The sequence below is a fragment of the Dryocola sharpae genome (assembly GCF_051307055.1).
In the GTDB taxonomy this organism is placed as follows: Bacteria; Pseudomonadota; Gammaproteobacteria; order Enterobacterales; family Enterobacteriaceae; genus Dryocola.
Window position 1 is genome coordinate 2,824,179 of sequence record NZ_CP149994.1, and the last position, 26,168, is coordinate 2,850,346.

Sequence of the window (26,168 nt, forward strand, 5' to 3'; positions counted from 1 at the left end):
AACAGAACTATTTTTCCTGCAAATTACGCGTATCCTTAGCCGGTTGCTTTCACATCGTTATTTTTCGGATCTTCGGGTACATTCTGCTATGCAAAAAATGTTAAGAGTGCCGTTATTACTGGCATTGTTGTCCTGTTTGATGTTCACCCCGTTTCTGTCCCAGGCTGATGAAAGCACCGGCCAGTCCGACGCTGAACAGCCGGTAAAAGTGAATGCCAGCAGCGAGCTGCCGGCGCTGCAAAAACGTCTGGATTCGCTAAAGCAGCGGGCCTCGAGCGCAAAACTTGATAAGCAGTTAACCAGCCTGAACGACGATGCGTTAAAACTTGTAGCCGACGCCGAACAGCTGGCGGTAGCCCTGGCGCCGCAGCTGACGCAGGTCCGGGCCCAGCTGGATGTCCTTGGCCCGGCGCCCGCGCCGGGCACGCTGGCGGAAACCCCGCAGGTCGTCAGCCAGCGTAAACAGTTAAATAACAGCAAAACGCTTCTCACCACGCAAATCGAGCAAACCAAAGCCATCGCCGTGGGCGCGCAAAACCTGTCGGGCCAGATTAACGGCCTGCGCCGCGATGCGCTGAAAACGCAGATAGCCCTGAACACCGGCAGCATCCTGAGTGAGAAATTCTGGACGCCGCTTACCGATCCCAGCGCCAAAGATGCGGCCCGCTTTGATAACTTTGGCTCTCAAGTCAGCGACGCCTGGGATCAGGCATGGGAAGAAGAGTGGCGTTTCGGCACCGGATTCTACCTGCTTCTGGCGCTGGGCGTTGGTCTGTTCGGCCGCAGAGCGCTGGATGCGCCGATTAACTGGATCCTGCCGCGCTGGCTGCCGCAGGGGCGTTTCCGCCGCAGCTTCCTGGCCTGTTTCACCACCCTGAGCACCATGCTGACGCTGGGCATCAGCATGCAGCTGATTTGCTATATTTTTACGCGCCTGCCGGATACCGCTGAACAGGTGGCTGAATTTGCGGATCAGCTTATTGGACTCACCTACTTCTCAGCGTTAATTGCCGGTCTGGGGATGGCGTTACTTTCCAATCGCCATCCTTCCTGGCGTCTGCCGGGCATTGCCGATCCGCTGGCTAAAACGCTGGCCGCCTTCCCTGTTCTGCTGGCGACGTTTATCTTTCTCTTCGGCATTATTGAGCAGCTGAACGCGCTGGTCGGAGCAAGCATTGACGCCACCCTGTTCGGCAACGGTCTGGCGGCGTTGTTGGTTGCCTTTAACTGCCTCGTTGCGCCGGTTCGCGTCAACCGTATGCGCCGAAAGATGCGTGCAGAGGGAGAGCAAACCGAAGCCCGCTCCACGCTTGCCGGCATTATCCATCTGATTATCAGCCTGACGGCTTTCGTGATCCTGCTGGCGTTGCTGATAGGCTACATCCCGCTGGCGCGCTTTGTGACCTTTGAACTGCTGTGGATTGGTCTGGTGGTCAGCTGCCTGTATCTGCTTATTCACTTCGTGGTGGATTTGTGCGAAAGCGTGTTTTCCCCAACCACCCACAGCGGCAAAATCCTTAAGAGCACGCTGAGCGTTAACGATCGTCATCTGTCGCTCGCCTCCACCTTATTTTCCGCAGTAGGCAAAACGTCCCTGCTGCTGATGGCGGCCGTTGCGCTACTTAATGGTACATTCGGCACCACCACGCCGCTGGAATTGCTGAGCAAGATCGTGGATATCTGGGGCGGTAAAGGCCTTGAAGGGATGAACATCATCCCGGCGCATGCGATGAACGCCGTGATGTGCCTGGGGATTGGCTGGTACATGCTGCGCTCCACGCGCCGGTGGCTGGATAACGATTTCCTGCCGAAAACCATGATGGACAGGGGCCTGCGCGCCTCGCTGGTGACGCTGTTCACCAACGTAGGCTACGTGCTTATCATCATGCTGACGCTCTCAATGCTCGGTATCGAATGGAACAAGCTGGCATGGATCGTCAGCGCCCTGTCGGTAGGTATTGGTTTTGGTTTACAGGAGATTGTGAAGAACTTTATCTCCGGCCTTATTCTGCTCACTGAACGACCGGTAAAAGTGGGCGATCTGGTCAGCATCAGCGGCGTGGAAGGCGATATTCGCCGCATCAACGTGCGCGCCACTGAAATACAGCTGGGGGATAAATCCACGGTAATAGTGCCGAACTCGCAGCTCATTTCGCAGAACGTACGCAACGCCACTATGGGCAATGCGCAGGGCGTAGCCACTATCGCGCTGACCTTCCCGCTGGATATCGATCCAGAGCAGGTGCGCAATTTACTGCTTGAGGCCTACACCCTGCATGAGTCCATACTGGAAAACCCACCGCCATCGGTGAGCTTTAAAGAGCTGGGGCCAACCGGAATTGTGCTGAGCGTAACCGGCTATGTGAATAGCCCGCGCATGGTCAGCTCAACGCGCAGCGATCTGCTGTATGAAATCCTCAAAATGCTCCGCGCCGCGGGCATCAGCCTCAGCCAGACGCAAACCATGATCCTTGAAAAACCTGCCAACAGGCTGGCGGTCAGGGAATGACCGGCCGGGTCACGGCCAGATTCAGCCCGTGGCCCGCTTTTTCCATAGCGACTAAGCACCCGACGGGCAGAAAACGCGGGGGCGCTTTGTGCATGCTAAACAAATAATTAAACCAGCAGCGCAGATATAATCCTGAGTGTTTATTTATAAGCTGATGAAAAGCCCATCGATTTTAAATCCCTTTAAAGTTACTCCTCTTCCGCCTTCTTTTATATATGCCGCCTCGCTCGCGGTAACAAGAGTAAATAACTATACTTCGAGAGTAGCAAAATGCTACTTACTCTCCCGGAGTTTATGATGAAAAACATTATTTTACAGGTTTCGAAAAGTCAGCCTAAGAACCCGGAAAAAACGCCTAAAAACGATGAAAAGAAACCTAAACAAAACCAGAAATGAGTTTTGATTAGGCCAATTAACGCAGGTTTTAGTTGGAGGTTAATATGTCCGAACGCCCTGATTTTGTTGATCCGCTTCCTGATGACGAACCTGTTCCTCGTAGCCCTGACGATGAGCCTTTACCGGATGATATCGATCCTGAAGACCCGGACAGGATTATTGAACCCACAGATCCTGCAAGGCCATTATAGTTAATTCGATAAGCCGCATTGGTAAACTGCTCTTTTGAAACCAGGGCACTTCTCCGGCGGCTTTTTTTATTAATTTACTCAAGCTTCCTTCACAGAATTTAAATTAAGAGCTAGATTTTAATCTTATAGTTCCTTTCTCATCTCACTTTCAATGTTGAAAATAGGGAGATCCGCCATGATAGATCCTCAAGCTCCTGATAATAGAGATTACGACCTTGCCTATGTCAGACGTAATTATTTACCGCTGAAACGAATTTCCTGGAGCGCTATTTTTGCTGGCGTAGTTATATCTATGGTGGTTTATTTACTGCTCGCTATTCTGGGCACGGCAATTGGCACCACCACGATAGATCCTTTGCAAGAGCAGCACCCGATGGACGGAATTGCCACCGGCGCCGCCATCTGGACCGGTATAAGCATGTTAATTGCCATTGCGGCCGGTGGGTATATTAGCGGGCGGCTGGCTCATCGTGAAGGAGCGCTGCATGGCGTGTTAATGTTTGGCGTCAACACGTTGATTTGTACTTGGTTTTTAATTTCCCTGGCTAACAGCGCAATGAGCGGCGCAGCAAACGTTGCTGGCGCGGGCCTGCAAGCTCTGGGCAGCGGAATTTCCGCGGTTGCGCCTTCGGTCACGCAGATGACGAAAGAGAAGCTGCAGGAAAATAATATTAATCTTGATAATCTGCAAAATGAGCTGGAAACGACATTGCGTCAAACGGGCAAACCGGAACTGCAGCCTGAGGCGCTGCAAAACCAGGCGCAAAATGAAGGCGATCGGGCGCAGAATCAGCTAAATCAGGGCGGCGATGTAAGCAGCTTTATTAAAGGCCTGGCCCAGAGAAATGAAAGCACCTTCCAGGCAGCCGATCGCGAGGCGCTGAAAAATATCATTATCGCCAGAACAGGTAAATCGGATGCGGAAGCAGAACAGATAGTGGCCCAGACTGAGAAAAACTATCAGGCGGCCCGAGCTAAATATGAAGAGATGAAGAAAGAGGCCGAGCAAAAAGCTCGCGAAGCGGCAGATAAAGCAGCAGCCGCCACAGCGAAAGCAAGCTGGTTCGCCTTCTTCATGTTTATTATTGAAGCGGTTCTTGCCGGTGCAATGGGGATGTTTGGCCGTCGCTCACAGCCTGAAGTGGTGGTGACAACCGATCGTCCTTTATAAAAACCTGACGTAAAGATGGTTGCCGGGGCGGGTGGCGTTTTGCTTACCCGCCCTGCTGCTGATAACAGCAAAAATTTACTTTTTCTGCACGCGCGCGGTTAAGCCACGCAGGAAGTAGCGCAGGAACTGGTCGCCGCACTCACGGTAATTCTTATGCTCTGGCGCACGCATCATGGCGGTAATTTCCGGCATGGAGATGCGGAATTCCTGCGAAGTCAGAATCTCCAGCACGTCGTCAGTTTTAAGATCGAACGCGATACGCAGCTTTTTCAGGATGATGTTATTAGTCATCTTGCGTTCAATCTTTGGCGCCGGCTTGCTTTCGTCTTTGCCACGGCGGAAGTAAATCAGGCCGTTTAAGAAGTGCGCCATCAGGATATCCGGACAGAGCTGAAACTTCTCTTCGTCTTCCTTTTTGGTCCAGGTGACGATTTGCTCATTGGTGACCGCGGTATCTGTCAGGGCGAAAATTTTCACCATGTCATTATTGTTCAGGTTCAGCATGTAGCGCACGCTGCGTAATACGTCGTTATTCATCATGGTGAGTATCTCTCGTTCAAACTCTCGAAAAGCGGGCAGTATATAGAGAAGCGGGGATATTGTAATAAAAACTACACCGCTTTGGCTCCCCGCGCCTCTCAGCGAGGAGCGTTTTTTTTAAAATGGAAGGAGTATGCCGTGGTCATTCGTCCCTGGAGCGAAAGCGATCGCCCTTTTTTAAGAACCCTGTATCTGCATGCCCGGCGTAAAGCCTGGCCGTGGCTGGACGGCAGCGCCTGGCGGCTGGAAGATTTCGATGAAGCGATTAAAAACGAGCAAATCTGGGTGGCGGAAGAAAACGGGCACCGGCTGGGATTTGCCTCGGTATGGGTGAATGACAACTTCCTGCATAACCTGTTTGTGGCGCCTGAGCATCAGGGTCGGGGCGCAGGTCTCGCCCTGCTGGAAAAAGTGCAGTCGGAATTCACCAGCACCGGCGCGCTAAAATGCCTGCAGAAGAACCATCGCGCGGTTGCGTTTTATCAGCGCCACGGCTGGAAGATTGAAGCGAGCGGCGAAGGGCCGGACGGGGAATATTTTTTGATGCATTTTGTGGTGTGAACGGCGGATGGCGCAGGCTTATCCGCCCTACGTAACAAAAAGCAACTATGACAGGGCGGATAAGCTGCGCCATCCGCCACAAAGGATCACACGGCTCTGAAGGCAATATCCGCAGGGATCACTTCACCCTGCCAGTAAAGCTGAGCCGCCACGCGTCCCGCCAGCTGGCGGTAGATAGCGGTGAACTCGCTGTCCGGCCGGCTGATGACCGTAGGCTTGCCGGCATCCAGATCCTCACGCAGCGTGATATGCAGCGGCATCTGGCCCAGCAGCGCAATATGATACTGGTCCGCCAGCTTCTGCGCGCCGCCGGTGCCGAAAATTGGCTCATGGTGGCCGCAGTTGCTGCAGATATGCATACTCATGTTCTCAACGATGCCCAGCACCGGCACATCAACTTTTTCGAACATCACAATGCCCTTGCGGGCGTCGATTAGCGCGATGTCCTGCGGCGTGGTGACAACCACCGCGCCCGTTACCGGGATGTTTTGCGCAAGGGTAAGCTGAATGTCGCCGGTGCCCGGCGGCATATCCAGCACCAGATAATCCAGATCCGGCCACATGGTTTCCTGCAGCATCTGCATCAGCGCTTTGCTTGCCATTGGGCCGCGCCACACCATGGCGTTTTCATCGGTGACCAGATAACCAATGGAGTTGGTCGCAAGGCCATGCGCGGAGATTGGCGTCATGTGCGTGCCGTCCGGAGAGGTAGGACGTTCATGTTCGGCACCCAGCATGTTTGGAATCGACGGGCCGTAGATATCCGCGTCCAGAATACCGACCTTCGCCCCTTCGGCAGCCAGCGCCAGCGCCAGGTTCACCGCGGTGCTGGACTTCCCTACTCCGCCTTTACCGGAGCTTACGGCGATAATATTTTTTACGCCGTTGATGCCAGGATGGTTTTTCACACGTTTTAAGGTGGCGACGTTATGGCTGAGCTTCCAGTCCACGGCTTTCGCGCCGGTGATGCGCAGCAAATCTGAACTGCACTCCTCCTGCAGCGCTTCAAAGCCGCTTTTCCATACAAACGGCATTAACAGCTCAACGTGCAGCGTATCGTCAAGCATAGCGACGTGATGCAGGCCTTTAAGCACGGTGAGATTGTGCTTCAGGGTTGGGTGCTGAAAATTGGCCAGCGTCCCGGCGACCATCGCGCGCAACTGCTCGGGGGATTTACTTGCCTGGGATTGAGAGTTCATCCCGACTCCTTATGTTTTTTTATCGTACATTGCAGTTTGCTAAGCATACCAGATGCCGCAAGGGGCGATAAAATTTCCTTGTGCACCTTGTGTGGTTTACCGCAGGGCGGGCTTTCGGTTAACATCAAAGCCCTTTTCTCTTTAGAAGATGCAATTCCTACTATGGCTCATGTCGCGAAAAAATTATTGGTAACGTGCGCACTTCCGTACGCTAACGGCTCAATCCACCTCGGTCACATGCTGGAGCATATTCAGGCTGATGTCTGGGTCCGTTACCAACGAATGCGCGGCAACACGGTCAACTTCATCTGCGCGGACGACGCGCACGGCACACCTATCATGCTGAAAGCGCAGCAGTTAGGCATTACGCCGGAGCAGATGATTGGTGCAATGAGCCAGGAGCATCAGACGGATTTCGCCGGCTTCAATATCAGCTATGACAACTATCACTCCACGCACAGCGATGAAAACCGCGAGCTGGCGTCGGTGATTTATGGTCGTCTGAAAGAGAACGGCTTCATTAAAAACCGCACTATCTCCCAGCTTTACGATCCGGAAAAAGGCATGTTCCTGCCGGACCGTTTCGTCAAAGGCACCTGCCCGAAATGTAAATCACCGGATCAGTACGGCGATAACTGCGAAGTGTGCGGCGCGACCTACAGCCCAACCGAGCTTATCGATCCGAAATCCGTAGTCTCCGGCGCTACGCCTGAAATGCGTGACTCCGAGCACTTTTTCTTTGATTTGCCGTCGTTTAGCGAAATGCTGCAGGCCTGGACGCGCAGCGGTGCGCTGCAGGAGCAGGTGGCGAACAAAATGCAGGAGTGGTTCGAGTCAGGCCTGCAACAGTGGGATATTTCCCGCGATGCGCCTTATTTTGGCTTTGAAATCCCGGACGCGCCGGGCAAATACTTCTACGTCTGGCTGGACGCGCCAATCGGCTATATGGGTTCATTTAAAAACCTCTGCGACAAGCGCGGCGACACGGCAAGCTTCGACGAATACTGGAAGAAAGACTCCACCGCCGAGCTGTACCACTTCATCGGTAAAGATATCGTTTACTTCCACAGCCTGTTCTGGCCGGCGATGCTGGAAGGCAGCGGCTTCCGCAAACCTACCAATCTGTTTGTTCACGGCTATGTGACGGTGAACGGCGCGAAGATGTCCAAATCTCGCGGCACCTTCATTAAGGCCAGCACCTGGCTGAACCACTTCGACGCCGACAGCCTGCGCTACTACTACACCGCGAAGCTCTCTTCCCGCATCGACGATATCGACCTGAATCTGGAAGATTTCGTGCAGCGCGTGAACAGCGACATCGTCAACAAAGTGGTGAACCTGGCCTCCCGTAACGCGGGCTTTATCGCCAAACGCTTTGACGGCCAGCTGTCTGCGGAAATTGCCGACCCGGCGCTGTACAAAACCTTTACCGATGCCGCAGCAAGCGTTGGCGAAGCGTGGGAAAGCCGCGAGTTTGGCCGCGCGGTGCGTGAAATCATGGCGCTTGCCGATGTGGCAAACCGCTACGTTGACGAACAGGCTCCGTGGGTGGTGGCAAAACAGGAAGGCCGCGATGCCGACCTGCAGTCCATCTGCACCATGGGTATCAATATGTTCCGCGTGCTGATGACCTGGCTGAAGCCGGTTCTGCCAACGCTTGCCGAACGTGCTGAAGCCTTCCTGAACTGTGAGCTGACCTGGGATGCCATCCAGCAGCCGTTGCTCAACCATAAGGTGAACAACTTCAAAGCGCTGTATAACCGCGTCGATTTGAAGCAGGTTGAAGCGCTGGTTGAAGCCTCGAAAGAAGAGGTGAAAGCAGCACGCCCACCGGCTACCGGCCCGCTGGCGGAGGATCCGATTGGTGAAACCATCGCCTTTGATGACTTCGCCAAAGTAGATTTGCGTATCGCGCTGATCGAAAAAGCGGAGTTCGTGGAAGGCTCGGACAAGCTGCTGCGCCTGACGCTGGATCTGGGCGGCGAGAAACGCAACGTATTCTCCGGCATTCGTTCCGCTTATCCGGAGCCTGCGAAACTGGAAGGCCGCCTGACGGTAATGGTGGCTAACCTTGCGCCGCGTAAAATGCGCTTCGGCATCTCTGAAGGGATGGTGATGGCGGCAGGTCCTGGCGGAAAAGATATCTTCCTGCTAAGCCCGGACAGCGGCGCGCAGCCAGGAATGGCTGTTAAATAACAACTAAAATACCCCGGCGAGCCGGGGTATTTTTTTACATGTCGGATGGCGCTAACGTTTATCCCGCCCGGATGAATCTGGATCGGCGTATGCGCCATCCATCTGTCATCATCCGCAATACTCAAATGTCCGTCTGGTTCCCCACGCGCTTATCGCGCAAAAACACAAACATCAGCCCCAGCCACAGCACGCCGCCCAGCAGGTTAAACAGGCTGAACAGGCCGCTGCCGCCCTGCAGGTAAGCATGTTTACTGACCTCGATGCCGACGGTAAAAATCAGCATCTGCAGCATTCCCATCGCCGCCGATACCGTGCCTTTACTCATCTCGCTTGCGAACAGCGTCAGACGCACCAGGCCCGCGTTGGCAAGACCGATGCCGAAGGCGTACAGGCTCAGGCCGGCGGTCATCCACAGGTAAGCGTGAGACGAAACCACCGTCGCCGCCGCGGCCAGCGCCAGGCCCGGCACAATCCACCAGCCGCCAAGAATAATCAGCGAGCGAACGCTGCGACGCGACGTTAAGCGCGCCAGCACGAGATTACCCACAATCAGCGCGCCGAAAATCGGGACCTGCAACAAGCCGTATTCATACGTGCTTAGCTTCTCGCCGCTGATAATAATCACCGGCGACTGCGCAATCCACGCCAGCAGCGGCAGGCTGACAAAACCTATCGCCAGCGAGCCCGCCACAAAACGGATATTTTTCAGCACCAGTTTGTAGTCGCGGCCAAGTTCTTTTAATGAAAGCTTCTCCCCCAGACGCGTCGCCGTTTCCGGCATTGCGCGTTGCAACCCAAAGAAAGAAAACGCCGCCAGCACCGCGAACAGAATAAACATGGTCTCCCAGGGCGCGTAATGCACCCAGGCCGCGCCCACCAGAGGCCCGAGCAGCGGCGCAATCAGCGCCACGTTCGCCATCAGCGCGGTAATTTTGATACAGACCGCCTCTTCGAACGATTCCTGAATCGCGGCGTACCCCACCGCGCCGATAAAGCACAGGCTGATGCCCTGCAAAAAACGCAGGATGGTGAACTGCTCAATATTCTGCGCAAGCAGCGTGGCAAGGCAGGCGACGATAAACCACACCACGCCGGTGAGCATCACCGGGCGGCGGCCGATTCGGTCAGAGAGCGGCCCTAACAGCCACTGCAAAAACATCCCGCCTGCCAGATAGGCCGTCATCGACGTCGGCACCCATTCGATGCCCGCGTTGTACTGTTCGACAACCGCCAACATGCCCGGCTGGATCATGTCGTTGCCGATATAGGTTGAGAATTCATACAGCACCAGACACAGCGGGAAAAGCAGTGCCTGGCGCCCCAGTCTTTTATTATTTTGCATTAGTTACTCGAGAGGATAATGACCTGAAGAAACGAAAATCTCGCGCAGTTTAATAAATTGCCCGCGCCGTAGATAGTGAATTATGGACGAGACCCGCAGATAGCGCACAACCTTCATTTTGTTTAAGGTTTTCTTAATATCGCCTGCGTATGCTGAACTTTTCCCCTGAAAAATAGTGCTATGGCCGCCCAGGATAATGACCGCTTATCAGATAAAGGTTTGGTAATTAAGATAAACCCGCTTTACCGTCTGCCGGTACGCTTTTACCTTTACCAGTTCATCAGCCTCATGGCGCTTGCCGTCTTGTTTACGTGGCTGTCGCGCAATGAAGGGCTGGACAGGCTGATCACGGGTTACTGGTATGACGCAGCAAGCCGTAGCTTTCCGCTGCAAAAGGATCCTCTGCTCGATCTGCTCAACCACCGGCTGCTGAAAGACATTGTCATCGTCGGGGGCGCTCTCGCTCTGATTTATGGCCTGATTCGCCGTCAGCCGCGCCTGATAACGGTCGCCGTGCTGTCTGGACTGGGCGCGCTGACCGTGGGCATCCTGAAGGCTACCAGCCACCACTCCTGCCCGTGGGATCTGCTGGAGTACGGCGGCAAAGCGCTCTCTTATCCCCTGTTCGGCCAGGCGCCGGAAGGGAGCGGACCCGGACGCTGCTTCCCGGGCGGACACGCCTCAAGCGGCTTTGCCGTGATGGCGCTGTTCTTTTTGTTTTACCGCGAGCGTCCAGCGCTCGCATGGTGCTGTCTGGCAGGCGGCATCGTACTCGGGCTTACCATGGGCTACGGCCAGGTAATGCGCGGCGCGCACTTTTTCAGCCACAACCTGTGGGCGGGCTGGTGGGTATGGTTAACGCAGCTGGTGGCGTACGGCATCGTCTCCACCTTGATAGTTAAGGAACCAAAATCGTTATGATGGAACAACTTAATCAGGCGCTCTTTTTACTGATTAACGCCACGCCAGCCTCGCCGGAATGGCTAATCAGGCTGGCCATTTTTATTGCCAAAGACCTGATAAACATCGTCCCGCTGCTGATAGCCGTTCTCTGGCTGTGGGGCCAGCGTAAGCGGATTACAGCCCAGCGCGAAATGGTGATTAAAACCGCGATGGCAATTATGATCAGCGTTTCCCTTTCCTGGATTGTCGGCCATCTTTTTCCGCACGATCGCCCGTTTGTTGACGGTATTGGCTATAACTTTCTCCATCACGCCGCGGATGACTCCTATCCCAGCGACCACGGGACGGTGATCTTCACCTTCGCGCTGGCTTTCTGGTTCTGGCACCGCGTGTGGTCAGGCGCGACGATCTTCGCCCTCGCCTGCGCAATAGCCTGGTCGCGGGTCTATCTGGGCGTGCACTGGCCGCTGGATATGCTGGGCGGATTGCTGGTGGGCCTCTGTGCCTGCGGGGTTGCGCAAATGCTGTGGAACGCCTGGGGAGCGCTGATGTATAAGCGTCTGCATCAGGCACACCGCTTCTGCTTCGCGCTGTTTATCCGCAAGGGCTGGGTGCGTGACTAAGCGTTTTGGCGCAGGTAATATGCGTTATCGAATAACTCCCCTCCCTCTCTTATCGGCGGGGCAAGGGAATGGAATGTGCAGATTACATGATGGAAACCCGGCGCGACGAACGCATCAATCGCCTGATCCAGGCGTTAAAACGCAGCGATAAAATTCATCTCAAGGAGGCGGCCAGCCTGCTGGGCGTCTCAGAGATGACCATCCGTCGCGATCTGAGCAGCGAATCCGCGCCCGTGGTGCTGCTGGGCGGCTATGTGGTGCTTGAACCGCGCAGCTCAACCGCCAGCCACTATTTGCTAAGCGATCAGAAGACGCGTCATATTGAAGAAAAACGTCAGGCCGCGCGCCTGGCGGCGGCGGCGATCCGCCCGCATCAGACGGTCTTTTTTGACTGCGGCACCACCACGCCTTACATCATCGAAGCCCTGGACGACGACCTGGCGTTCACCGGCGTTTGCTATTCCCTGAACACCTTTCTCGCCCTGCAGGACAAGCCCAACTGCCGCGTTATCTTAAGCGGCGGTGAATTCCACGCCAGCAACGCGATTTTCAAGCCGATTAATTTTCAGGAATGTTTAAGCAATCTCTGCCCGGATATCGCCTTTTTCTCGGCGGCGGGTCTGCACACGCGTCACGGCGCCACCTGCTTTAACCTTGATGAGCTGCCGGTAAAACACTGGGCGCTGTCGATGTCGCAGCTTTGCGTGCTGGTGGTGGACGGCAGCAAGTTCGGCAAAGTACGCCCGGCCTGCATGGGGCCGCTGTCGTCGTTCCATACCATTATCAGCAATGAAAAACCCGCCGCGGAGTTTGTGGATTACGCCACGGCGGAGAATATCAAACTGCTCTGGTGATCAGGAGAACCAGCTGCCGAACCAGCTGTGGAACTTCATCAGTACGAAGTCCCACATCCGGCTGAAGAAACCGCCTTCTTTCACATCCTCCATCACCATTAGCGGGCGCTGTTCGATGGATTTGCCGTTTAGCTGGAAGTCGATGGCGCCGACAACCTGGCCTTTTTTCAGCGGCGCGGTGAGCTGTGGCTCGGTCAGCGTAAAGCTTGCCTTCAGGTTTTTCAGCTGCCCACGCGGGATGGTGACCGAGCCGCTTTCGCCCGCGCCGAGCTTCACCTCGCTACTGTCCCCAAACCAAACGCGCTGCGTCACGAAAGTGGCGTCCGGCTTGATTGGCGTAACGGTTTCATAGAAGCGAAAGCCCCACGTCAGCAGCTTTTCACTTTCGTTAAAGCGGATGCGGTCGGTTTTGGTGCCCAGCACCACGGAAATCAGGCGCATATCGCCCTGCGTCGCCGAAGCCACCAGGTTGTATCCCGCCCCTGCCGTCGTGCCGGTTTTCATGCCGTCCACGTTCAGGTTCGAGCTCCACAGCAGGCGGTTGCGGTTTGGCTGCTTGATTTTGTTGAAGGTGAACTCTTTCTCTTTGTGGATAGCGTACTCTTCCGGCACGTCGTGAATCAGGGCTTTGCCTAACAGCGCCATATCGCGCGCGGTGCTGAACTGCCCCGGCGCGTCCAGGCCGTGTACCGTTTTAAAGGTGGTGTTAGTGAGGTTGAGTTTTTGCGCGTAGTTATTCATCAGGCTCACGAAAGAGTCCTGGCTGCCCGCGACAAAATCCGCGATGGCGATGCTGGCGTCATTACCCGACTGGATAATCACCCCTTTGTTCAGGTCTTCCACCGAGACTAAATCCCCCGGCTTCAGGAACATCAGCGAGGAGCCGCGCAGCACCGGGTTGCCGGTTGCCCATGCGTCCTTGCCGATGGTCACCATATCGGTAAGGTGGATTTTTTCCGCTTTCAGCGCCTGGCCAACCACGTAGCTGGTCATTAATTTGGTCAGGCTTGCCGGATCGAGCTTTTCATCGGCGTTGCCTTCTGCCAGCACTTTACCGCTGGCGTAATCCATTAAAATCCAGGCTCTGGCGTCAACCTGTGGGGCATTTGCCGTTGTCTGTTCAGCCGCGACCGCCGGAGCCGCCAGTAACAGAAGGGTCGTCCCTGCAAGCAGGGCTCGTAACGACGCAGGGAGTAGCAAGCTCTTCATAAAACCACCCGAGTATCCATTCAAAAAAGTCACGACTTACGCCGCCATACGGTATTTCAAGTTGTCAGTAAAGCGTGTGAATCTACTTAAAGAAATAAGTCGTTGGTAAAGTTTGTTAAGTTTATTCGAAATTTGCCGTACCCGCCGCCGTCTGGCTCATTTTTTATGGCCTGCGGCGGTGATAAAGTGTTTTCTGAAACCATAGTCACACTGAATATGAAACGCACTCATCAATCAGGAGCAAATATGATAACCGTTTGGGGCAGAGATAATTCGACCAATGTCAAGAAGGTGCTGTGGTGCCTGGAGGAGCTGGGACAGGCTTACCGCTCCATTCCGGCGGGCGGCAAATTTGGTAAAACGCACGACGCGGACTATCTGGCGATGAACCCTAACGCGCTGGTGCCGTGCATCCATGATGACGCCACAAATCTGACGCTGTGGGAATCCAATACCATCGTGCGCTATCTCGCCGCGCAGTACGGGAAGGATTCATTGTGGATTGAGGAGCCGGCTGCGCGAGCGCAGGGTGAAAAATGGATGGACTGGGCGGCAACAACCCTGGCTATTCCCTACCGCGGCGTCTTTATGGGCCTTGTGCGAACCGCCCCGGAACAGCGCGACCAGAAGCTTATTGATGAAAGTATTGTGCAGTGCGACAAGCTGTTTACCCTTCTGGATGCGGAGCTGGCGAAGCAGCCGTAGTTTAGCGGCGCAGAGTTTGGGACAGCGGATATCGCGCTGGGACCTACGCTTTACGCCTTGCTGAACCTTGAGGTGAAATGGGGCGCGCACGTTAACTTGCGACGCTGGTATCAACAGTTGACCCAGCGCCCGGCGTTTCAGAAAAGCGTGATGATCCCCTTAAGCTGACGGGCTGAGCTTCAGCAACTGTCCGTCAGATTCGTCGGTCAGGACGTAGACAAACCCGTCCGGGCCGACGCGAACATCGCGAATACGCTGTTTTCTGTCATCCAGCAGGCGCTGCTGCCCGGTCACCTTGTCGTCCTTAAGCGTCAGCTCAATCAGGTTTTTCTCCTTGAGCGCGCCGATAAACAGCTTCCCTTTCCACTGCGGAAATTTATCTGCGTCATAGAACGCCATGCCGCTTATCGCCGGTGAGACTTTCCAGTAATAAACCGGCTGCTCGGTGCCTTTGACTATCTCTCCCTTCGCTTCCGGGATCTTCATTCCGCTGTAGTTAATGCCCCATGTCGCAAGCGGCCAGCCGTAGTTTTTGCCCGCCTGCGGGATATTGATTTCATCGCCGCCGCGCGGGCCGTGTTCGTTCAGCCACAGCTCGCCGTTAGCCGGATTGATCGCCAGCCCCTGAGGATTACGATGTCCGTAAGACCAGATTTCAGCGCGCGCGCCCTGCTGGCCTGCAAATGGATTATCTTTGGGAACCGTACCGTCTTCGTTAAGGCGCACCACTTTTCCCTGCAGCTTGTCGAGATCCTGCGCCGTAGGCCGCTGGTTATTTTCCCCCAGCGCTATAAACAGATGCCCTTTTCCATCGAAAACCATGCGTCCGCCAAAGTGGTTGCCGGTGGAGAGTTTGGGCTGCTGGCGGAACACCACTTTAAAATCTTCCAGCCGTTTAAGGTTGTCGCTCAGGGTGCCGTAGCCCACGGCGGTTCCCGCTTTATCGCCATCGCCATCGCCATCGCCAGCTTCTGCAAAGCTAAGCCACACTTTGCGGCTGCGTTCAAAATCAGGCGCCAGCGCCACGTCGAACAGCCCGCCCTGCCCGTGCGCCCAGACCTTCGGCACGCCGACAATGGGATCGCCCAGCCCGGCGCCCGGCTGCCAGTGGCGTAGCTGCCCGTCACGCAGCGTAATCAACATGCCTTTGTTGGCCGGCAAAAATGCCAGCGACCAGGGATGATCGAGCTTGCTTTGCAGCACGTCCACTTTCACCTCAGCGGCCTGAACGCAGACCGTGGAAAGCATAAGCGCTGCGAAGATAAATGCGCGGGATGAAGGCCAGGACATACAGCATCTCCTTTTACGTTAACAGCATAAGGGTAGCCGTCCGCGCTCACCGGGAGAGGATTTTTACACAATCTTAAAATGCAGCCGGGGGAGTCGCCTCCCCCGTGGTTACGCCTCGATGGCCTGGCGGCTGACGAGCAGTCCGTTCAGGCTATGAGAAAGCTTCTCCAGACAGCTTTCCAGCTTATCGGCGTCTATCGCAATATAGTGCGGACAGTCATGCTGTCCGGTCATCAGACAGACAGCGGCGGAAGAGACCGCCGCAATGCCTCCATCGAAGGAGGCGATTTCCTGCGGCAGGAATATTATCTTCACCTCGGGTAAGTTCTGGCGATACTCGGTGCACAGCTCGAAGAGATTATCGCGCAGATGCTCACTCTCGACGACCGTCATATAACCTTTCGCCCGCCGCAACGAGAGATAGGCTGCGAGGTCTATTTTTGCAACGATCATCTTTTGCAGAAGATCGCGCCTGAGCGTACTCCTGGACATGCATTTATCCTCCCTATGAAGTGAACCCATAACATTCATATAGAGTATGGTCACTTTTTAGCCAGTAAGGGGGTTATTGCAGCAGATTTTGATCCGCCGCAATAACCTTGCGTAACGCAAAACTGAGGGAGAGAGGCACTTCAGATGGCGGCGTTTTTACGGCAGGCCGATGCCATATTTTGTTCGCGCCATAACTGGCGCAGCACGCTGTGGCCAAGGTTGTTCTGCCAGGTAAAACTGTTTTGTAAAACCACTACCGCGAAGTGGTGCTGCCGGTCGATGCCAATATAGCTGGAATAGCCGCCGATATAGCCCACCTGATAGGTGATGGTCTGTTCGCCATAGGTATCGCTTACCCAGGCAATATTCGCGGCTTCTTTTTCACGCGGATAATAAACCTGCATTGCATCGTGCATGGCGCTATCCAGCAGGCTGTTTCCCGTGCTGCCGAGGTGTGCTGCGGCAAAGGTAAGCAAATCGGCTGTATCGGCATATAACCCGCCTGCGCCAAGCATATTGCCCGTGAACTGCCAGTCCGGCACAACCTGTCCGGCCGGGACAAATTTTGGCTGGCTGCCGGCGTGGCCGATCGCCCGAAGCGGATAAGCCTTTAACTTCTGCGGCGTAAAGCTGGCGTGATGAATGCCCAGAGGGGCGAACAGCAATGCGTCCACAAGCTGGTCCGCTCGCCGTCCGGTCTGGTAGTTCAGCATATAATCCAGCACCGCGTAGCCGAGGTTTGAATAGCGAGGCTCATCGCTTGCGGGCTTCACAAAGTATGCCAGATCCTCAACGACCCGGTCGCTGTCGAGGTGGGCGTAAAAGTTTTCCCCATTCCCCAGATAGCGGATGAACGCGGCCAGCATCGGTAGATCCATATTCTGGCGCGGCAGGCCGGAAGTATGGGTGACGAGCTGCAGCAGCGTGATCTTCTTCGCGTCATCGCTCAGCGCAACCGTGGGCGGCAGCAGCGTTTCAAGCGTATCAGACCAGCGCAAGCGGCCCTGCGCCACCAGCACCGCCGTGGCTTCTGCGGTCATGCCTTTGCTGAGCGACCCTACCGCAAACAGCGTATTTTCATTAACCGGATTGCGATGCTCGCGGTCCGTTACGCCGTAGCGCCAGTAATGACGCTGATTCTGCGCGTCAATGACGCCCACCACCATGCCGGGCGAGTGCTGCTCAACCATCAGCGGCAGCCACGCATTTATATCGCGCGGCTGAGGATCGCCGCAGGCGCGCTGCGCCCGCTGCGGCACTTCCGCCACGGGCGCAACGTTCGAGAGCGTGCCGCATCCCGCCAGCAGACAGCTTAACGTCAGGATTAGCGTCCGGTTAGCGTTCACGTGCAGCGGCAACCCATTAGCAAGAAGACGAGGTTAATTTGCGGCAACGCAGGGCTTTGAACTCAGTTCGATGACCAGCGTGCGGTTATTGCCTTCTTTCTTCACCGCAAGCTGGCTGCTGTGGTAGCGATACAGCGCCTGGCCGCCGCTCATATGCTGATAGGAATAGCGTCTGCCGTTGTAGAAGGCGTAGTCGCCGTCCAGCGCCAGTTTTTCCCCGCCGCAAACGAATTTTTGCGCCGTCTCTGACGGCGTATTGAGCGGCGTAGGAATAGCGTTACAGGCAGACAGCAACAGCGTGGCCGCAACCATGCCGGTTAAAGCGAGGATCTTGCGCATTAAGGAGTCCTTGTGGGTGAGGTCATTATCATTGGATGAAACGGCAGTGATAATAAAACGTACCGCTGCGGCAAGCAAAACAAGAGATGCCGTAAGGGGCAGGAAAAGACTGAAAAGTTGTCTGCGATAACATCTGGTAGAGGGTTACCGCAAACCCGTGTAGAATCGCCCGGTTTTTATTTCTTGTTTACTTTGTGAGCGTACACCCATGCATCAACCCCGTATTGGCTTTGTCTCCCTCGGCTGCCCGAAAAACCTTGTCGATTCAGAACGAATTCTCACCGAGCTGCGCACCGAAGGGTACGATGTCGTGCCCAGCTATGACGATGCCGATATGGTTATCGTGAATACCTGCGGCTTTATCGACAGCGCGGTACAAGAGTCGCTGGAAGCGATCGGTGAAGCGCTGAATGAAAATGGCAAAGTCATTGTGACCGGCTGCCTGGGTGCCAAAGAAGATCAAATTCGTGAAGTGCATCCGAAGGTGCTGGAAATCACCGGGCCGCACAGCTATGAGCAGGTTCTTGAGCACGTTCACCACTATGTGCCAAAACCTAAGCACAATCCGTTTCTGAGCCTGGTGCCGGAACAGGGCGTGAAGCTGACGCCGCGCCATTATGCCTATCTGAAAATTTCCGAAGGCTGTAACCACCGCTGCACCTTCTGCATTATCCCTTCCATGCGCGGCGATCTCGACAGCCGCCCCGTGGGCGACGTGCTGGCGGAAGCGAAACGTCTGGTGGATGCGGGCGTGAAAGAGCTGCTGGTTATCTCGCAGGATACTTCCGCGTACGGCGTGGACGTGAAGCACCGCACCGGCTTCTACAACGGTGAACCGGTCAAAACCAGCATGGTCAGCCTGTGCGAACAGCTTTCTAAGCTCGGCGTCTGGACGCGCCTGCACTACGTTTACCCGTACCCGCACGTTGACGATGTGATCCCGCTGATGGCGGAAGGCAAAATCCTGCCGTACCTGGATATTCCTTTGCAGCACGCCAGCCCGCGCATCCTCAAGCTGATGAAGCGTCCGGGCAGCGTGGACAGGCAGCTTGCGCGCATTAAACAATGGCGCGAGATTTGCCCGGACCTGACCCTGCGCTCCACCTTCATCGTCGGCTTCCCTGGCGAAACGGAGGAGGACTTCCAGATGCTGCTCGACTTCCTGAAAGAGGCGCGTCTCGATCGCGTTGGCTGCTTCAAGTACAGCCCCGTCGAAGGCGCTACCGCCAACGAACTGGCGGACCAGGTGCCGGAAGAGGTGAAAGAGGAACGCTGGAACCGCTTTATGCAGCTACAGCAGCAGATCTCCGCCGAACGCCTGCAGGAAAAGGTAGGCCGCGAGATTCTGGTGATCGTTGATGAAATAGACGAAGAAGGCGCGATTGGCCGCAGCATGGCGGACGCGCCGGAAATCGACGGCGCGGTTTACCTCAATGGCGAAAGCAAACTGAAACCGGGCGACGTGGTGCGCGTGAAAGTAGATAACGCGGACGAATACGATCTCTGGGGTACGGTAGTTTAATTCCGCGGACGGCAGGTGGCGCTGACGCTTACCTGCCCTACAAAACGTTGTGGCGGGGGCATTGACGCTTACCTGCCCTACAAAAACGTTGTGGCGGGCGCGGACGGCAGGTGGCGCTGACGCTTACCTGCCCTACAAAAACGTTGCGACGGATGGCGTTAATACTTACCTGCCCGACAAAACGTTGTGGCGGGTGGCATTGACGCTTACCTGCCCTACAAAGCGTTGCGACGGGTGGCATTGACGCTTCTCTGCTCCATAAACTTCTCTCGTAGGGTGGATAAGCGCCAGCGCCATCCACCTTTTTCGAAACTATCCCTTAATCTTCGGGTCCAGCGCATCCCGCAAACCGTCCCCCAGCAGATTAAACGCCAGCACCGTCAGGAAGATTGCAAGGCTTGGGAAGATCGCCACATGCGGCGCCATCACCATGTCCGCTCGCGCTTCGTTAAGCATTGCGCCCCACTCCGGCGTGGGCGGCTGGGCGCCTAACCCCAGAAATGACAGGCTTGCCGCCGAAATAATCGACGTGCCGATGCGCATGGTGAAATAAACCACGATGGACGACACCGTGCCGGGCAAAATATGGCGGAAAATTATCGTCGAGTCTGAGGCGCCGATGCTGCGTGCCGATTCGATAAAGGTTTGCTGTTTCAGCACCAGCGTATTGCCGCGTACCAGACGAGCAAACGCCGGGATGCTGAAAATCGCCACCGCGATAATCACGTTTGCCATGCCGCTGCCCATCACCGCCACCACGGCGATAGCAAGCAGAATGCCCGGGAAAGCAAACAGCACGTCGCAGATGCGCATGATTATGCGATCCCACCAGCCTTCGTAATACCCGGCCAGCAGGCCGAAGAAGGTGCCGATAAGTGCGCCGATAAGCACCGAGAAAACGCCCGCCGCCAGCGAGATTTGTGCGCCAACCAGCACGCGGCTGAATATATCCCGTCCCAGCGAATCCACGCCGAACCAGTGCAGCGCGGACGGGCCGTTGTTCAGGCTGTCGTAGTCGAAGTAGTTTTCCGCATCAAAAGGGGCAATCCAGGGGGCAACGAGCGCTATCGCTATCAGCAGCAGCACAAACGCCCCCGCGACCAGCGCGACGGGCTGCTGGCGCAGCCGACGCAGAAATTCACGCCACGGCGTGCGCACGGCTTCGGGCCGCACCACCGGCATTGCATTGAGTACCGCCTGGCGTCGCCAGTTAAAAAGTCGCATCCTTACTTGTACCTGATTGCAGGGTTAATGGCCGCGTAGAGCATATCCACCACCAGATTGATGACAATGAATTCCAGCGAGAAAAGCAGCACTTCCGCCTGGATCACCGGGTAATCACGCATTTCAACCGAATCTACCAGCAGGCGGCCAAGCCCCGGCCAGTTAAAGACTTTCTCCACCACAATCGAGCCGCCGAGCAGAAAACCAAACTGCAGGCCCATCATGGTGACAACCGGGATCATGGCGTTACGCAGCCCGTGTTTAATCACCACCAGCGTCTCGCTCACCCCTTTGGCGCGGGCGGTACGCATATAGTCTTCCTGAAGCACGTCAACAAACGACGCGCGGGTAAAACGGGCCATCACCGCCGCCACCGCCGCGCCTAAAGTGATGGAAGGCAAAACGTAGTGCTGCCAGCTATCGGCCCCGACAGTCGGCAACCAGCCCAGCTCGACGGAAAACACCTGCATCAGCAGCATGCCCAGCGCGAAAGCCGGGAACGAAATGCCCGATACGGCGATCGTCATGCTGATCCGGTCCGGCCAGCGGTTGCGCCACACGGCGGAGACAATGCCGGTAAACAAACCGAAAATCACCGCCCACCCCATGCTGGTTAAGGTGAGCCAAAGCGTTGGCATAAAGCGGCTGGCGATCTCTTCCGCGACCGGACGGCGCGACACCATGGAGGTGCCAAAATCACCCTGCGCAACGTTGACGATAAACTGCCAGAACTGCTGCCAGAGCGGTAAATCCAGCCCCAGCTGTTTGCGAACCATCCCGATAACCTGCGCATCCGCTTCCGGCCCGGCGATAAGGCGTGCGGGATCGCCCGGCAGCATATGGACGAACAGAAACACCAGCACCGCCACGATAAGCAGAGTTGGGATAAGGCCCAGCAGGCGTTTGAGGAAATAGTTAAACAAAATTACCCCGTTAACGTAGGGCGGGTAAGCGCAAGCGCCACCCGCCGTTTTTTCGCAGGATGGCGCTTACGCTTAGCCACCCGACGGCGAAAGGCCCGTTTCTACCGCAAATCCGCGTCATCAAAGCTGAATCCGGTATCCGGAATCACATAGAACCCGGTCAGATTTTTGCTGTGTGCGGAGACCAGTTTTTCCACCACCAGCGGCACCCACGGCGACTCTTTCCAGATAATGTCCTGCGCGTCTTTATAGAGCTTCGCCTTGTCATCGCGGTTGGTGGTCTTCAGCGCTTCGCTCAGGTCTTTATCCACCTGCGCATTGCTGTAAAACGCGGTGTTAAACAGCGTTGGCGGCCAGTTCTGGGAAGCGAACAGCGGCGACAGCGCCCAGTCGGCCTCTCCCGTAGAAGCGGACCAGCCGGTGTAGAACATTCTCACGCCGCTTTCCGCCTGCCCTTTGCCTTCCACCTCCGCAGCACGCTGCCCGGCATCCATCGCGGTCACTTTGACCTTAATGCCTACCTGCGCCAGCTGCTGCTGGGTGAACTGCAGCACTTTTTGCGCGGTGCTGTGGTTGTGCGAAGACCAGAGCGTGGTCGCAAAGCCGTTCGGGAAGCCGGCTTCTTTCAGCAGCTGCCGCGCTTTAGCCGGATCGTACGGCCACGGCTTATATTTTTGTGCAAAGTCGATAGACGGCGGCACAACGCCCTCCGCCGGCGTCGCATAGCCGGCGAACGCCACTTTCACCAGCGCCTGACGATTGATGGCATAGTTAATCGCTTCGCGCACTTTCGGGTTGTCGAGCGGTTTCTGCGTGACGTTCATGCTGATGTAGCGCTGCATGATGGATGGCGAAGCCACCAGCTCCAGCTTGTCGTTTTTCTCAAGCCTTCCCGCCTGCTCGTAAGGAATAGGGAAAGCAAACTGCGCTTCGCCGGTTTGCAGCATCGCCGCGCGGGTGTTGTTATCTACAACGGGGCGCCAGGTGATAGTGTCCAGCTTTGGCTGTCCCTGTTTCCAGTAGCCAGCGAACTTCTTCACCTTCACAAAATCCGTCTGGTTCCAGGTATCAAGCTGATACGGCCCGGTGCCCACCGGGTGGAAGCCAATATCTTTGCCGTATTTTTGCAGCGCGGCAGGTGAAATCATCGCCGTCGCCGGGTGGGCGAGAATATTAATAAACGCCGAGAACGGCTGTTTAAGGGTGATTTTCACGGTAGCGGCATCCACCGCTTCGGTTTTGGCTATCGCCTTGTAGAGGTTATAGCGTTTGAGATGGTTGTCCGGGTTGCTGGCGCGGTCGAGGTTCACCTTCACCGCTTCGGCATTGAAAGCCGTCCCGTCCTGGAATTTTACATCCGGGCGCAGTTTGATGGTGTAGACCAGGCCGTCGTCAGAGACGGTATAGCTTTCCGCCAGCACGTTCTGCAGCTTCATATCCTTATCAAGACCGAACAGCCCCTGATAGAACGACTTAGCCACCGCCTGCGAGAGCGTGTCGTTGGCGTCATACGGATCAAGCGTGGTGAAGTTGGATGCCACGGCCACCACGACATCTTTGGCGGCAAAGGCCGGCGCGGCGAGTACGGAAGAGGCGAGGCCTGCCGCAGCCAGCCATTTTTTCGTGTTATTTGTCATACTGGTATTCTCCTGATTATCCCTGCCTAAAGACGGTTTTCATGGCTTCCGATCGGATGTCGGGCAACGAAATGCCCGGGGCCTACGGCCACCAGCGGCGCAACCTGCGGTTCATCCCCAAGCCTGCGCGTGGCGCCGGGGATCTCATCAGAAAGCAAAACGGGGTTGGGGCGACGGTGCGCCGGGTCGGCAACCGGAACGGCGGCCATTAGCTTACGGGTATAGGGATGCTGTGGATTTTCAAACACCGCGCGGCGCGGGCCGATTTCAACAATCTGCCCCAGATACATCACCGCCACGCGATGGCTGATCCTTTCGACAACCGCCATATCGTGCGAAATAAACAAAAACGCGATGCCAAACTCGCGCTGTAAATCGAGCAGTAAGTTGATGATTTGCGCGCGAATGGAAACGTCCAGCGCGGAGACGGACTCATCGGCAATCACCACTTTCGGGTTTAGCGCCAGCGCGCGGGCGATACAGATACGCTGACGCTGGCCGCCGGAAAACTCGTGCGGGTAGCGCCAGGCATGTTCCGGCAGCAGGCCCACGCGCTCCAGCAGCCACGCGACGCGACGCTGCGCCTGCGCTTTTGGCATCATATTGTGAACCAGCAGCGGCTCCATAATCGAATAGCCGACCGTCAGACGCGGATCCAGCGAAGCATAGGGATCCTGGAAGATAAACTGGATATCTTTGCGCACGTGCTGCATCTGCGTGTTCGGCAGGTTGTCGATGCGCTGGCCGTTAAAGTTAATGCTGCCGCCCTGGGTTTCCACCAGCCGCAGCAGCGAACGCCCGGTGGTTGATTTACCGCTACCGGACTCCCCGACCAGGCCAAGCGTTTCCCCGGGCCACAAATCAAAACTGACCTTTTCAACCGCGTGAACCTGCTTAGTGACGCGGTTGAAAATGCCGCTGCGAATAGCGAACCGGGTCACTAAATCACGCACCTGCAAAACCGGCGCTGAGCCTTGCGGAATAGTATCTTGCTCGATTTCCGGCTCGTGTTTATCAGGATCGTGCGGATCGACCAGCGGAAATTTACGCGGCAGATCTGAACCGCTCATCGATCCAAGGCGCGGCACCGCGGCCAGCAGCGCTTTGGTATAAGGATGGGCGGGCGCGCGGAAAATCTGTTCTACGCTGCCGGTTTCTACCGCTTCGCCGCGATACATCACCAGCACCCGATCCGCTATATCCGCCACCACGCCCATATCGTGCGTGATGAAGATGACGCCCATCTCCATTTCGTCCTGCAGAACGCGGATAAGCTGAAGAATTTGCGCCTGAATGGTGACGTCCAGCGCCGTTGTTGGCTCGTCGGCAATGAGTACCGCCGGACGGCAGGAGAGCGCCATCGCAATCATCACGCGCTGGCGCATGCCGCCAGAAAGCTGGTGCGGATAGTTGCCAAGGATGGCCTTCGCTTCGGGGATGCGCACGCGTTCAAGCATGCGCTGCGCTTCAAGCATCGCCGCCTTGCCGTCAAGGCCCTGATGTAAACGAATGGATTCCGCGATTTGCTCGCCTACCGGGAAGACGGGGTTGAGCGAGGTCATCGGCTCCTGAAAAATCATCGCGATATCCGCGCCGCGCACGTTGCGCATCTGCGAGGAACTTAAGGCATAGGGTTCAATAACCTGTTTATTGCGGCGGCGCAGCAGGATTTTATCACTCCCGACCAGGCCGCCGGACTGCTCCAGCAGGCGCATTAACGCCAGCGCGGTAACGGACTTGCCTGAGCCGGACTCGCCGACAATCGCCAGCGTCTCACCGCGTTTGAGATCGAACGAAAGGTGGCGCACCGCTTCGCTGTACGTTTTTTCCTGACGAAAACGAATGTTCAGCTCTTTAACGCTGAGCACCTGGTCTTCTGGCAGTTCATCACTGTGCGGCATCAACGCTCCTGGTCGCGATAAATTCCTACGCTGGGCGCATCGCCGACATAACCGTAGCCGCGATACATCCCTTCACTGTTGAACGGCAGCGCCACGTTGCCTTCGCTGTCGATGGCGATAACGCCGCCGCTGCCATCAAGCGCGGGCAGTTTTTCCATTACCACCCGCTCCGTCGCCTGCTGCAGGCTCAGACCGCCGTATTCCATTAACGCGGCGATGTCATAAGCGGCCAGCGTGCGTATAAATACCTCGCCCGTGCCGGTGCAGGACACGGCAACGTTTGCATTATTGGCGTAGCAACCTGCGCCGACGAGAGGTGAATCCCCTACCCGACCGGGCAGTTTATTTGTCATGCCGCCGGTTGAGGTCGCCGCCGCGAGGTTGCCAGACTTGTCGCGCGCCACGGCGCCGACGGTGCCAAATTTAGCGTCTGGATCTATTGGCTCGCCGCCGTCATGATCCAGTGCGGTTTGGTTAGTAAGCTGCGCGCGTGCCAGCTGCTCCCGCCGTTCCGGCGTAGAGAAAATTTCAGGCGCAACGGGTTCAAGCCCCTGCGCCTGCGCAAAGGCCTCGGCGCCCCCGGCTATCAGTAACACATGCGGGCTGTACTCCAGCACCTTTCGCGCAGCGATAACCGGATTGCGAATATGGCTGACGCCCGCAACGGCCCCGGCATCCAGCGTATTGCCGTCCATAATGCAGGCATCGAGCTCATGGGTGCCCGCATGGGTAAAGACGGAACCGATGCCGGCGTTAAACAACGGGCACTCTTCGAGCATGCGCACGGCTTCGGTCACCGCATCCAGCGCGCTTCCGTCCGCTGCCAGAATAGCCTGCCCGGCCGCAACGATTTCTGACAATGCCTGGATATAAAGCTGCTCTTTCTCAGCGCTTAACCGCGCGCGAGTGATTGCGCCTGCGCCACCGTGAATGGCGATTACCGCTTTGTTCATAACGACATGGCCCTGTACTGATTGTCATCCGGCAACACTTTTTCTATAAATATCAGAATCGTTACCGTTAACTAATTCGATTTTTGAATATAGAAAGATGTAAATGTGTTGTAAAGGAAATTGACCGCGCGCCTTACCCCTA

General features: G+C 56.1%; 22 protein-coding genes and 1 pseudogene. 10 read left to right on the forward strand and 13 right to left on the reverse strand.

All coding sequences use genetic code 11. From position 1 onward, the window contains the following. The first annotated feature begins 88 nt into the window (after window positions 1–88). From WLO31_RS13515 to WLO31_RS13525, 3 genes are all read left to right on the forward strand, one after another. Window positions 89–2,509, forward strand: a complete 2,421-nt coding sequence (locus WLO31_RS13515) for a DUF3772 domain-containing protein (RefSeq protein WP_435927120.1) — start codon at window positions 89–91, stop codon at window positions 2,507–2,509. Between the two features lie 440 nt (window positions 2,510–2,949). Continuing rightward, entirely contained in the window at window positions 2,950–3,096 is a 147-nt protein-coding gene (locus tag WLO31_RS13520; RefSeq protein ID WP_435927121.1) for a hypothetical protein, read from the forward strand. A 175-nt stretch (window positions 3,097–3,271) separates the two neighbouring features. Then, a complete protein-coding gene (locus tag WLO31_RS13525) occupies window positions 3,272–4,267 on the forward strand; it encodes a TIGR04086 family membrane protein (protein ID WP_435927122.1) in 996 nt (331 codons plus the stop codon). A 75-nt stretch (window positions 4,268–4,342) separates the two neighbouring features. On the opposite strand, the gene WLO31_RS13530 is transcribed toward WLO31_RS13525, so the two are convergent. Next, window positions 4,343–4,807, reverse strand: a complete 465-nt coding sequence (locus tag WLO31_RS13530; RefSeq protein WP_435927123.1) for a DUF1456 family protein — start codon at window positions 4,805–4,807, stop codon at window positions 4,343–4,345. 138 nt (window positions 4,808–4,945) lie between these two features. On the opposite strand from WLO31_RS13530, the gene WLO31_RS13535 reads away from it, so the two are divergent. Continuing rightward, window positions 4,946–5,368, forward strand: a complete 423-nt coding sequence (locus WLO31_RS13535; protein WP_435927124.1) for a GNAT family N-acetyltransferase — start codon at window positions 4,946–4,948, stop codon at window positions 5,366–5,368. Between the two features lie 86 nt (window positions 5,369–5,454). Here the strand turns inward: WLO31_RS13535 and apbC are convergent, their stop codons facing one another. Next, window positions 5,455–6,567 (reverse strand): iron-sulfur cluster carrier protein ApbC, encoded by a 1,113-nt coding sequence (gene apbC / locus WLO31_RS13540; protein WP_435927127.1) that lies wholly within the window; start codon window positions 6,565–6,567, stop codon window positions 5,455–5,457. 162 nt (window positions 6,568–6,729) lie between these two features. Between apbC and metG the strand changes: the two genes are divergently transcribed. Beyond that, complete coding sequence (gene metG, locus WLO31_RS13545) at window positions 6,730–8,763, forward strand: methionine--tRNA ligase (protein ID WP_435927129.1); 2,034 nt, start codon at window positions 6,730–6,732, stop codon at window positions 8,761–8,763. A gap of 121 nt (window positions 8,764–8,884) precedes the next feature. Here the strand turns inward: metG and WLO31_RS13550 are convergent, their stop codons facing one another. Continuing rightward, a complete protein-coding gene (locus WLO31_RS13550; protein WP_435927131.1) occupies window positions 8,885–10,105 on the reverse strand; it encodes an MFS transporter in 1,221 nt (406 codons plus the stop codon). Between the two features lie 180 nt (window positions 10,106–10,285). Here WLO31_RS13550 and WLO31_RS13555 point away from each other — a divergent pair, with 180 nt between their 5' ends. The 3 genes from WLO31_RS13555 (at window position 10,286) to deoR (ending at window position 12,485) form a co-directional block, all read left to right on the forward strand. Continuing rightward, entirely contained in the window at window positions 10,286–11,026 is a 741-nt protein-coding gene (locus WLO31_RS13555) for a phosphatase PAP2 family protein (protein ID WP_435927132.1), read from the forward strand. Then, window positions 11,023–11,631: an undecaprenyl-diphosphate phosphatase gene (gene ybjG / locus WLO31_RS13560; protein WP_435927133.1), complete on the forward strand. Its 609-nt coding sequence runs from the start codon at window positions 11,023–11,025 to the stop codon at window positions 11,629–11,631. The genes WLO31_RS13555 and ybjG overlap by 4 nt, the downstream gene beginning before the upstream one ends. A gap of 89 nt (window positions 11,632–11,720) precedes the next feature. Beyond that, window positions 11,721–12,485, forward strand: a complete 765-nt coding sequence (deoR, locus tag WLO31_RS13565) for a DNA-binding transcriptional repressor DeoR (protein ID WP_435930608.1) — start codon at window positions 11,721–11,723, stop codon at window positions 12,483–12,485. Here the strand turns inward: deoR and dacC are convergent, their stop codons facing one another. Continuing rightward, on the reverse strand, window positions 12,486–13,694 hold the full coding sequence (gene dacC, locus WLO31_RS13570) for a serine-type D-Ala-D-Ala carboxypeptidase (protein ID WP_435927134.1): 1,209 nt from the start codon (window positions 13,692–13,694) through the stop codon (window positions 12,486–12,488). It lies immediately after the preceding gene. Window positions 13,695–13,940: 246 nt separating this feature from the next. Between dacC and WLO31_RS13575 the strand changes: the two are divergent. Then, window positions 13,941–14,567: pseudogene (locus WLO31_RS13575) on the forward strand (glutathione S-transferase family protein). Here WLO31_RS13575 and WLO31_RS13580 read toward each other — a convergent pair. The 4 genes from WLO31_RS13580 to WLO31_RS13595 form a co-directional block, all read right to left on the reverse strand. Next, window positions 14,559–15,647 carry a PQQ-dependent sugar dehydrogenase gene (locus WLO31_RS13580; RefSeq protein WP_435930609.1) on the reverse strand — a complete coding sequence of 363 codons (1,089 nt, stop codon included), beginning with the start codon at window positions 15,645–15,647 and terminating at the stop codon, window positions 14,559–14,561. The pseudogene WLO31_RS13575 and the gene WLO31_RS13580 sit on opposite strands and share 9 nt — an antisense overlap. Before the next feature lie 150 nt (window positions 15,648–15,797). After that, a complete protein-coding gene (locus tag WLO31_RS13585; protein WP_435927135.1) occupies window positions 15,798–16,181 on the reverse strand; it encodes a biofilm formation regulator BssR in 384 nt (127 codons plus the stop codon). Between the two features lie 140 nt (window positions 16,182–16,321). Then, complete coding sequence (locus tag WLO31_RS13590; protein ID WP_435927136.1) at window positions 16,322–17,527, reverse strand: serine hydrolase domain-containing protein; 1,206 nt, start codon at window positions 17,525–17,527, stop codon at window positions 16,322–16,324. Window positions 17,528–17,560: 33 nt separating this feature from the next. Next, the gene (locus WLO31_RS13595; protein WP_435927137.1) at window positions 17,561–17,866 is read right to left on the reverse strand and encodes a hypothetical protein; all 306 of its coding nucleotides are present in this window, start codon (window positions 17,864–17,866) and stop codon (window positions 17,561–17,563) included. A 208-nt stretch (window positions 17,867–18,074) separates the two neighbouring features. Here WLO31_RS13595 and rimO point away from each other — a divergent pair, with 208 nt between their 5' ends. After that, window positions 18,075–19,388, forward strand: coding sequence for a 30S ribosomal protein S12 methylthiotransferase RimO (rimO, locus tag WLO31_RS13600; protein WP_435927139.1), 1,314 nt, complete (start codon window positions 18,075–18,077; stop codon window positions 19,386–19,388). Between the two features lie 312 nt (window positions 19,389–19,700). Here rimO and gsiD read toward each other — a convergent pair whose 3' ends face one another. The 5 genes from gsiD to WLO31_RS13625 all read right to left on the reverse strand — a co-directional run bounded on the left by gsiD (window position 19,701) and on the right by WLO31_RS13625 (window position 26,026). Beyond that, window positions 19,701–20,612 carry a glutathione ABC transporter permease GsiD gene (gene gsiD / locus WLO31_RS13605; RefSeq protein ID WP_435927140.1) on the reverse strand — a complete coding sequence of 304 codons (912 nt, stop codon included), beginning with the start codon at window positions 20,610–20,612 and terminating at the stop codon, window positions 19,701–19,703. A gap of 2 nt (window positions 20,613–20,614) precedes the next feature. Next, window positions 20,615–21,535 (reverse strand): glutathione ABC transporter permease GsiC, encoded by a 921-nt coding sequence (gene gsiC / locus WLO31_RS13610; protein WP_435927141.1) that lies wholly within the window; start codon window positions 21,533–21,535, stop codon window positions 20,615–20,617. A 101-nt stretch (window positions 21,536–21,636) separates the two neighbouring features. Beyond that, window positions 21,637–23,172, reverse strand: a complete 1,536-nt coding sequence (gene gsiB / locus WLO31_RS13615) for a glutathione ABC transporter substrate-binding protein GsiB (protein WP_435927142.1) — start codon at window positions 23,170–23,172, stop codon at window positions 21,637–21,639. A gap of 26 nt (window positions 23,173–23,198) precedes the next feature. Continuing rightward, a complete protein-coding gene (gene gsiA / locus WLO31_RS13620; RefSeq protein ID WP_435927144.1) occupies window positions 23,199–25,073 on the reverse strand; it encodes a glutathione ABC transporter ATP-binding protein GsiA in 1,875 nt (624 codons plus the stop codon). After that, window positions 25,073–26,026, reverse strand: coding sequence for an isoaspartyl peptidase/L-asparaginase (locus tag WLO31_RS13625; RefSeq protein WP_435927145.1), 954 nt, complete (start codon window positions 26,024–26,026; stop codon window positions 25,073–25,075). The genes gsiA and WLO31_RS13625 overlap by 1 nt, the downstream gene beginning before the upstream one ends. Window positions 26,027–26,168 lie beyond the last annotated feature (142 nt).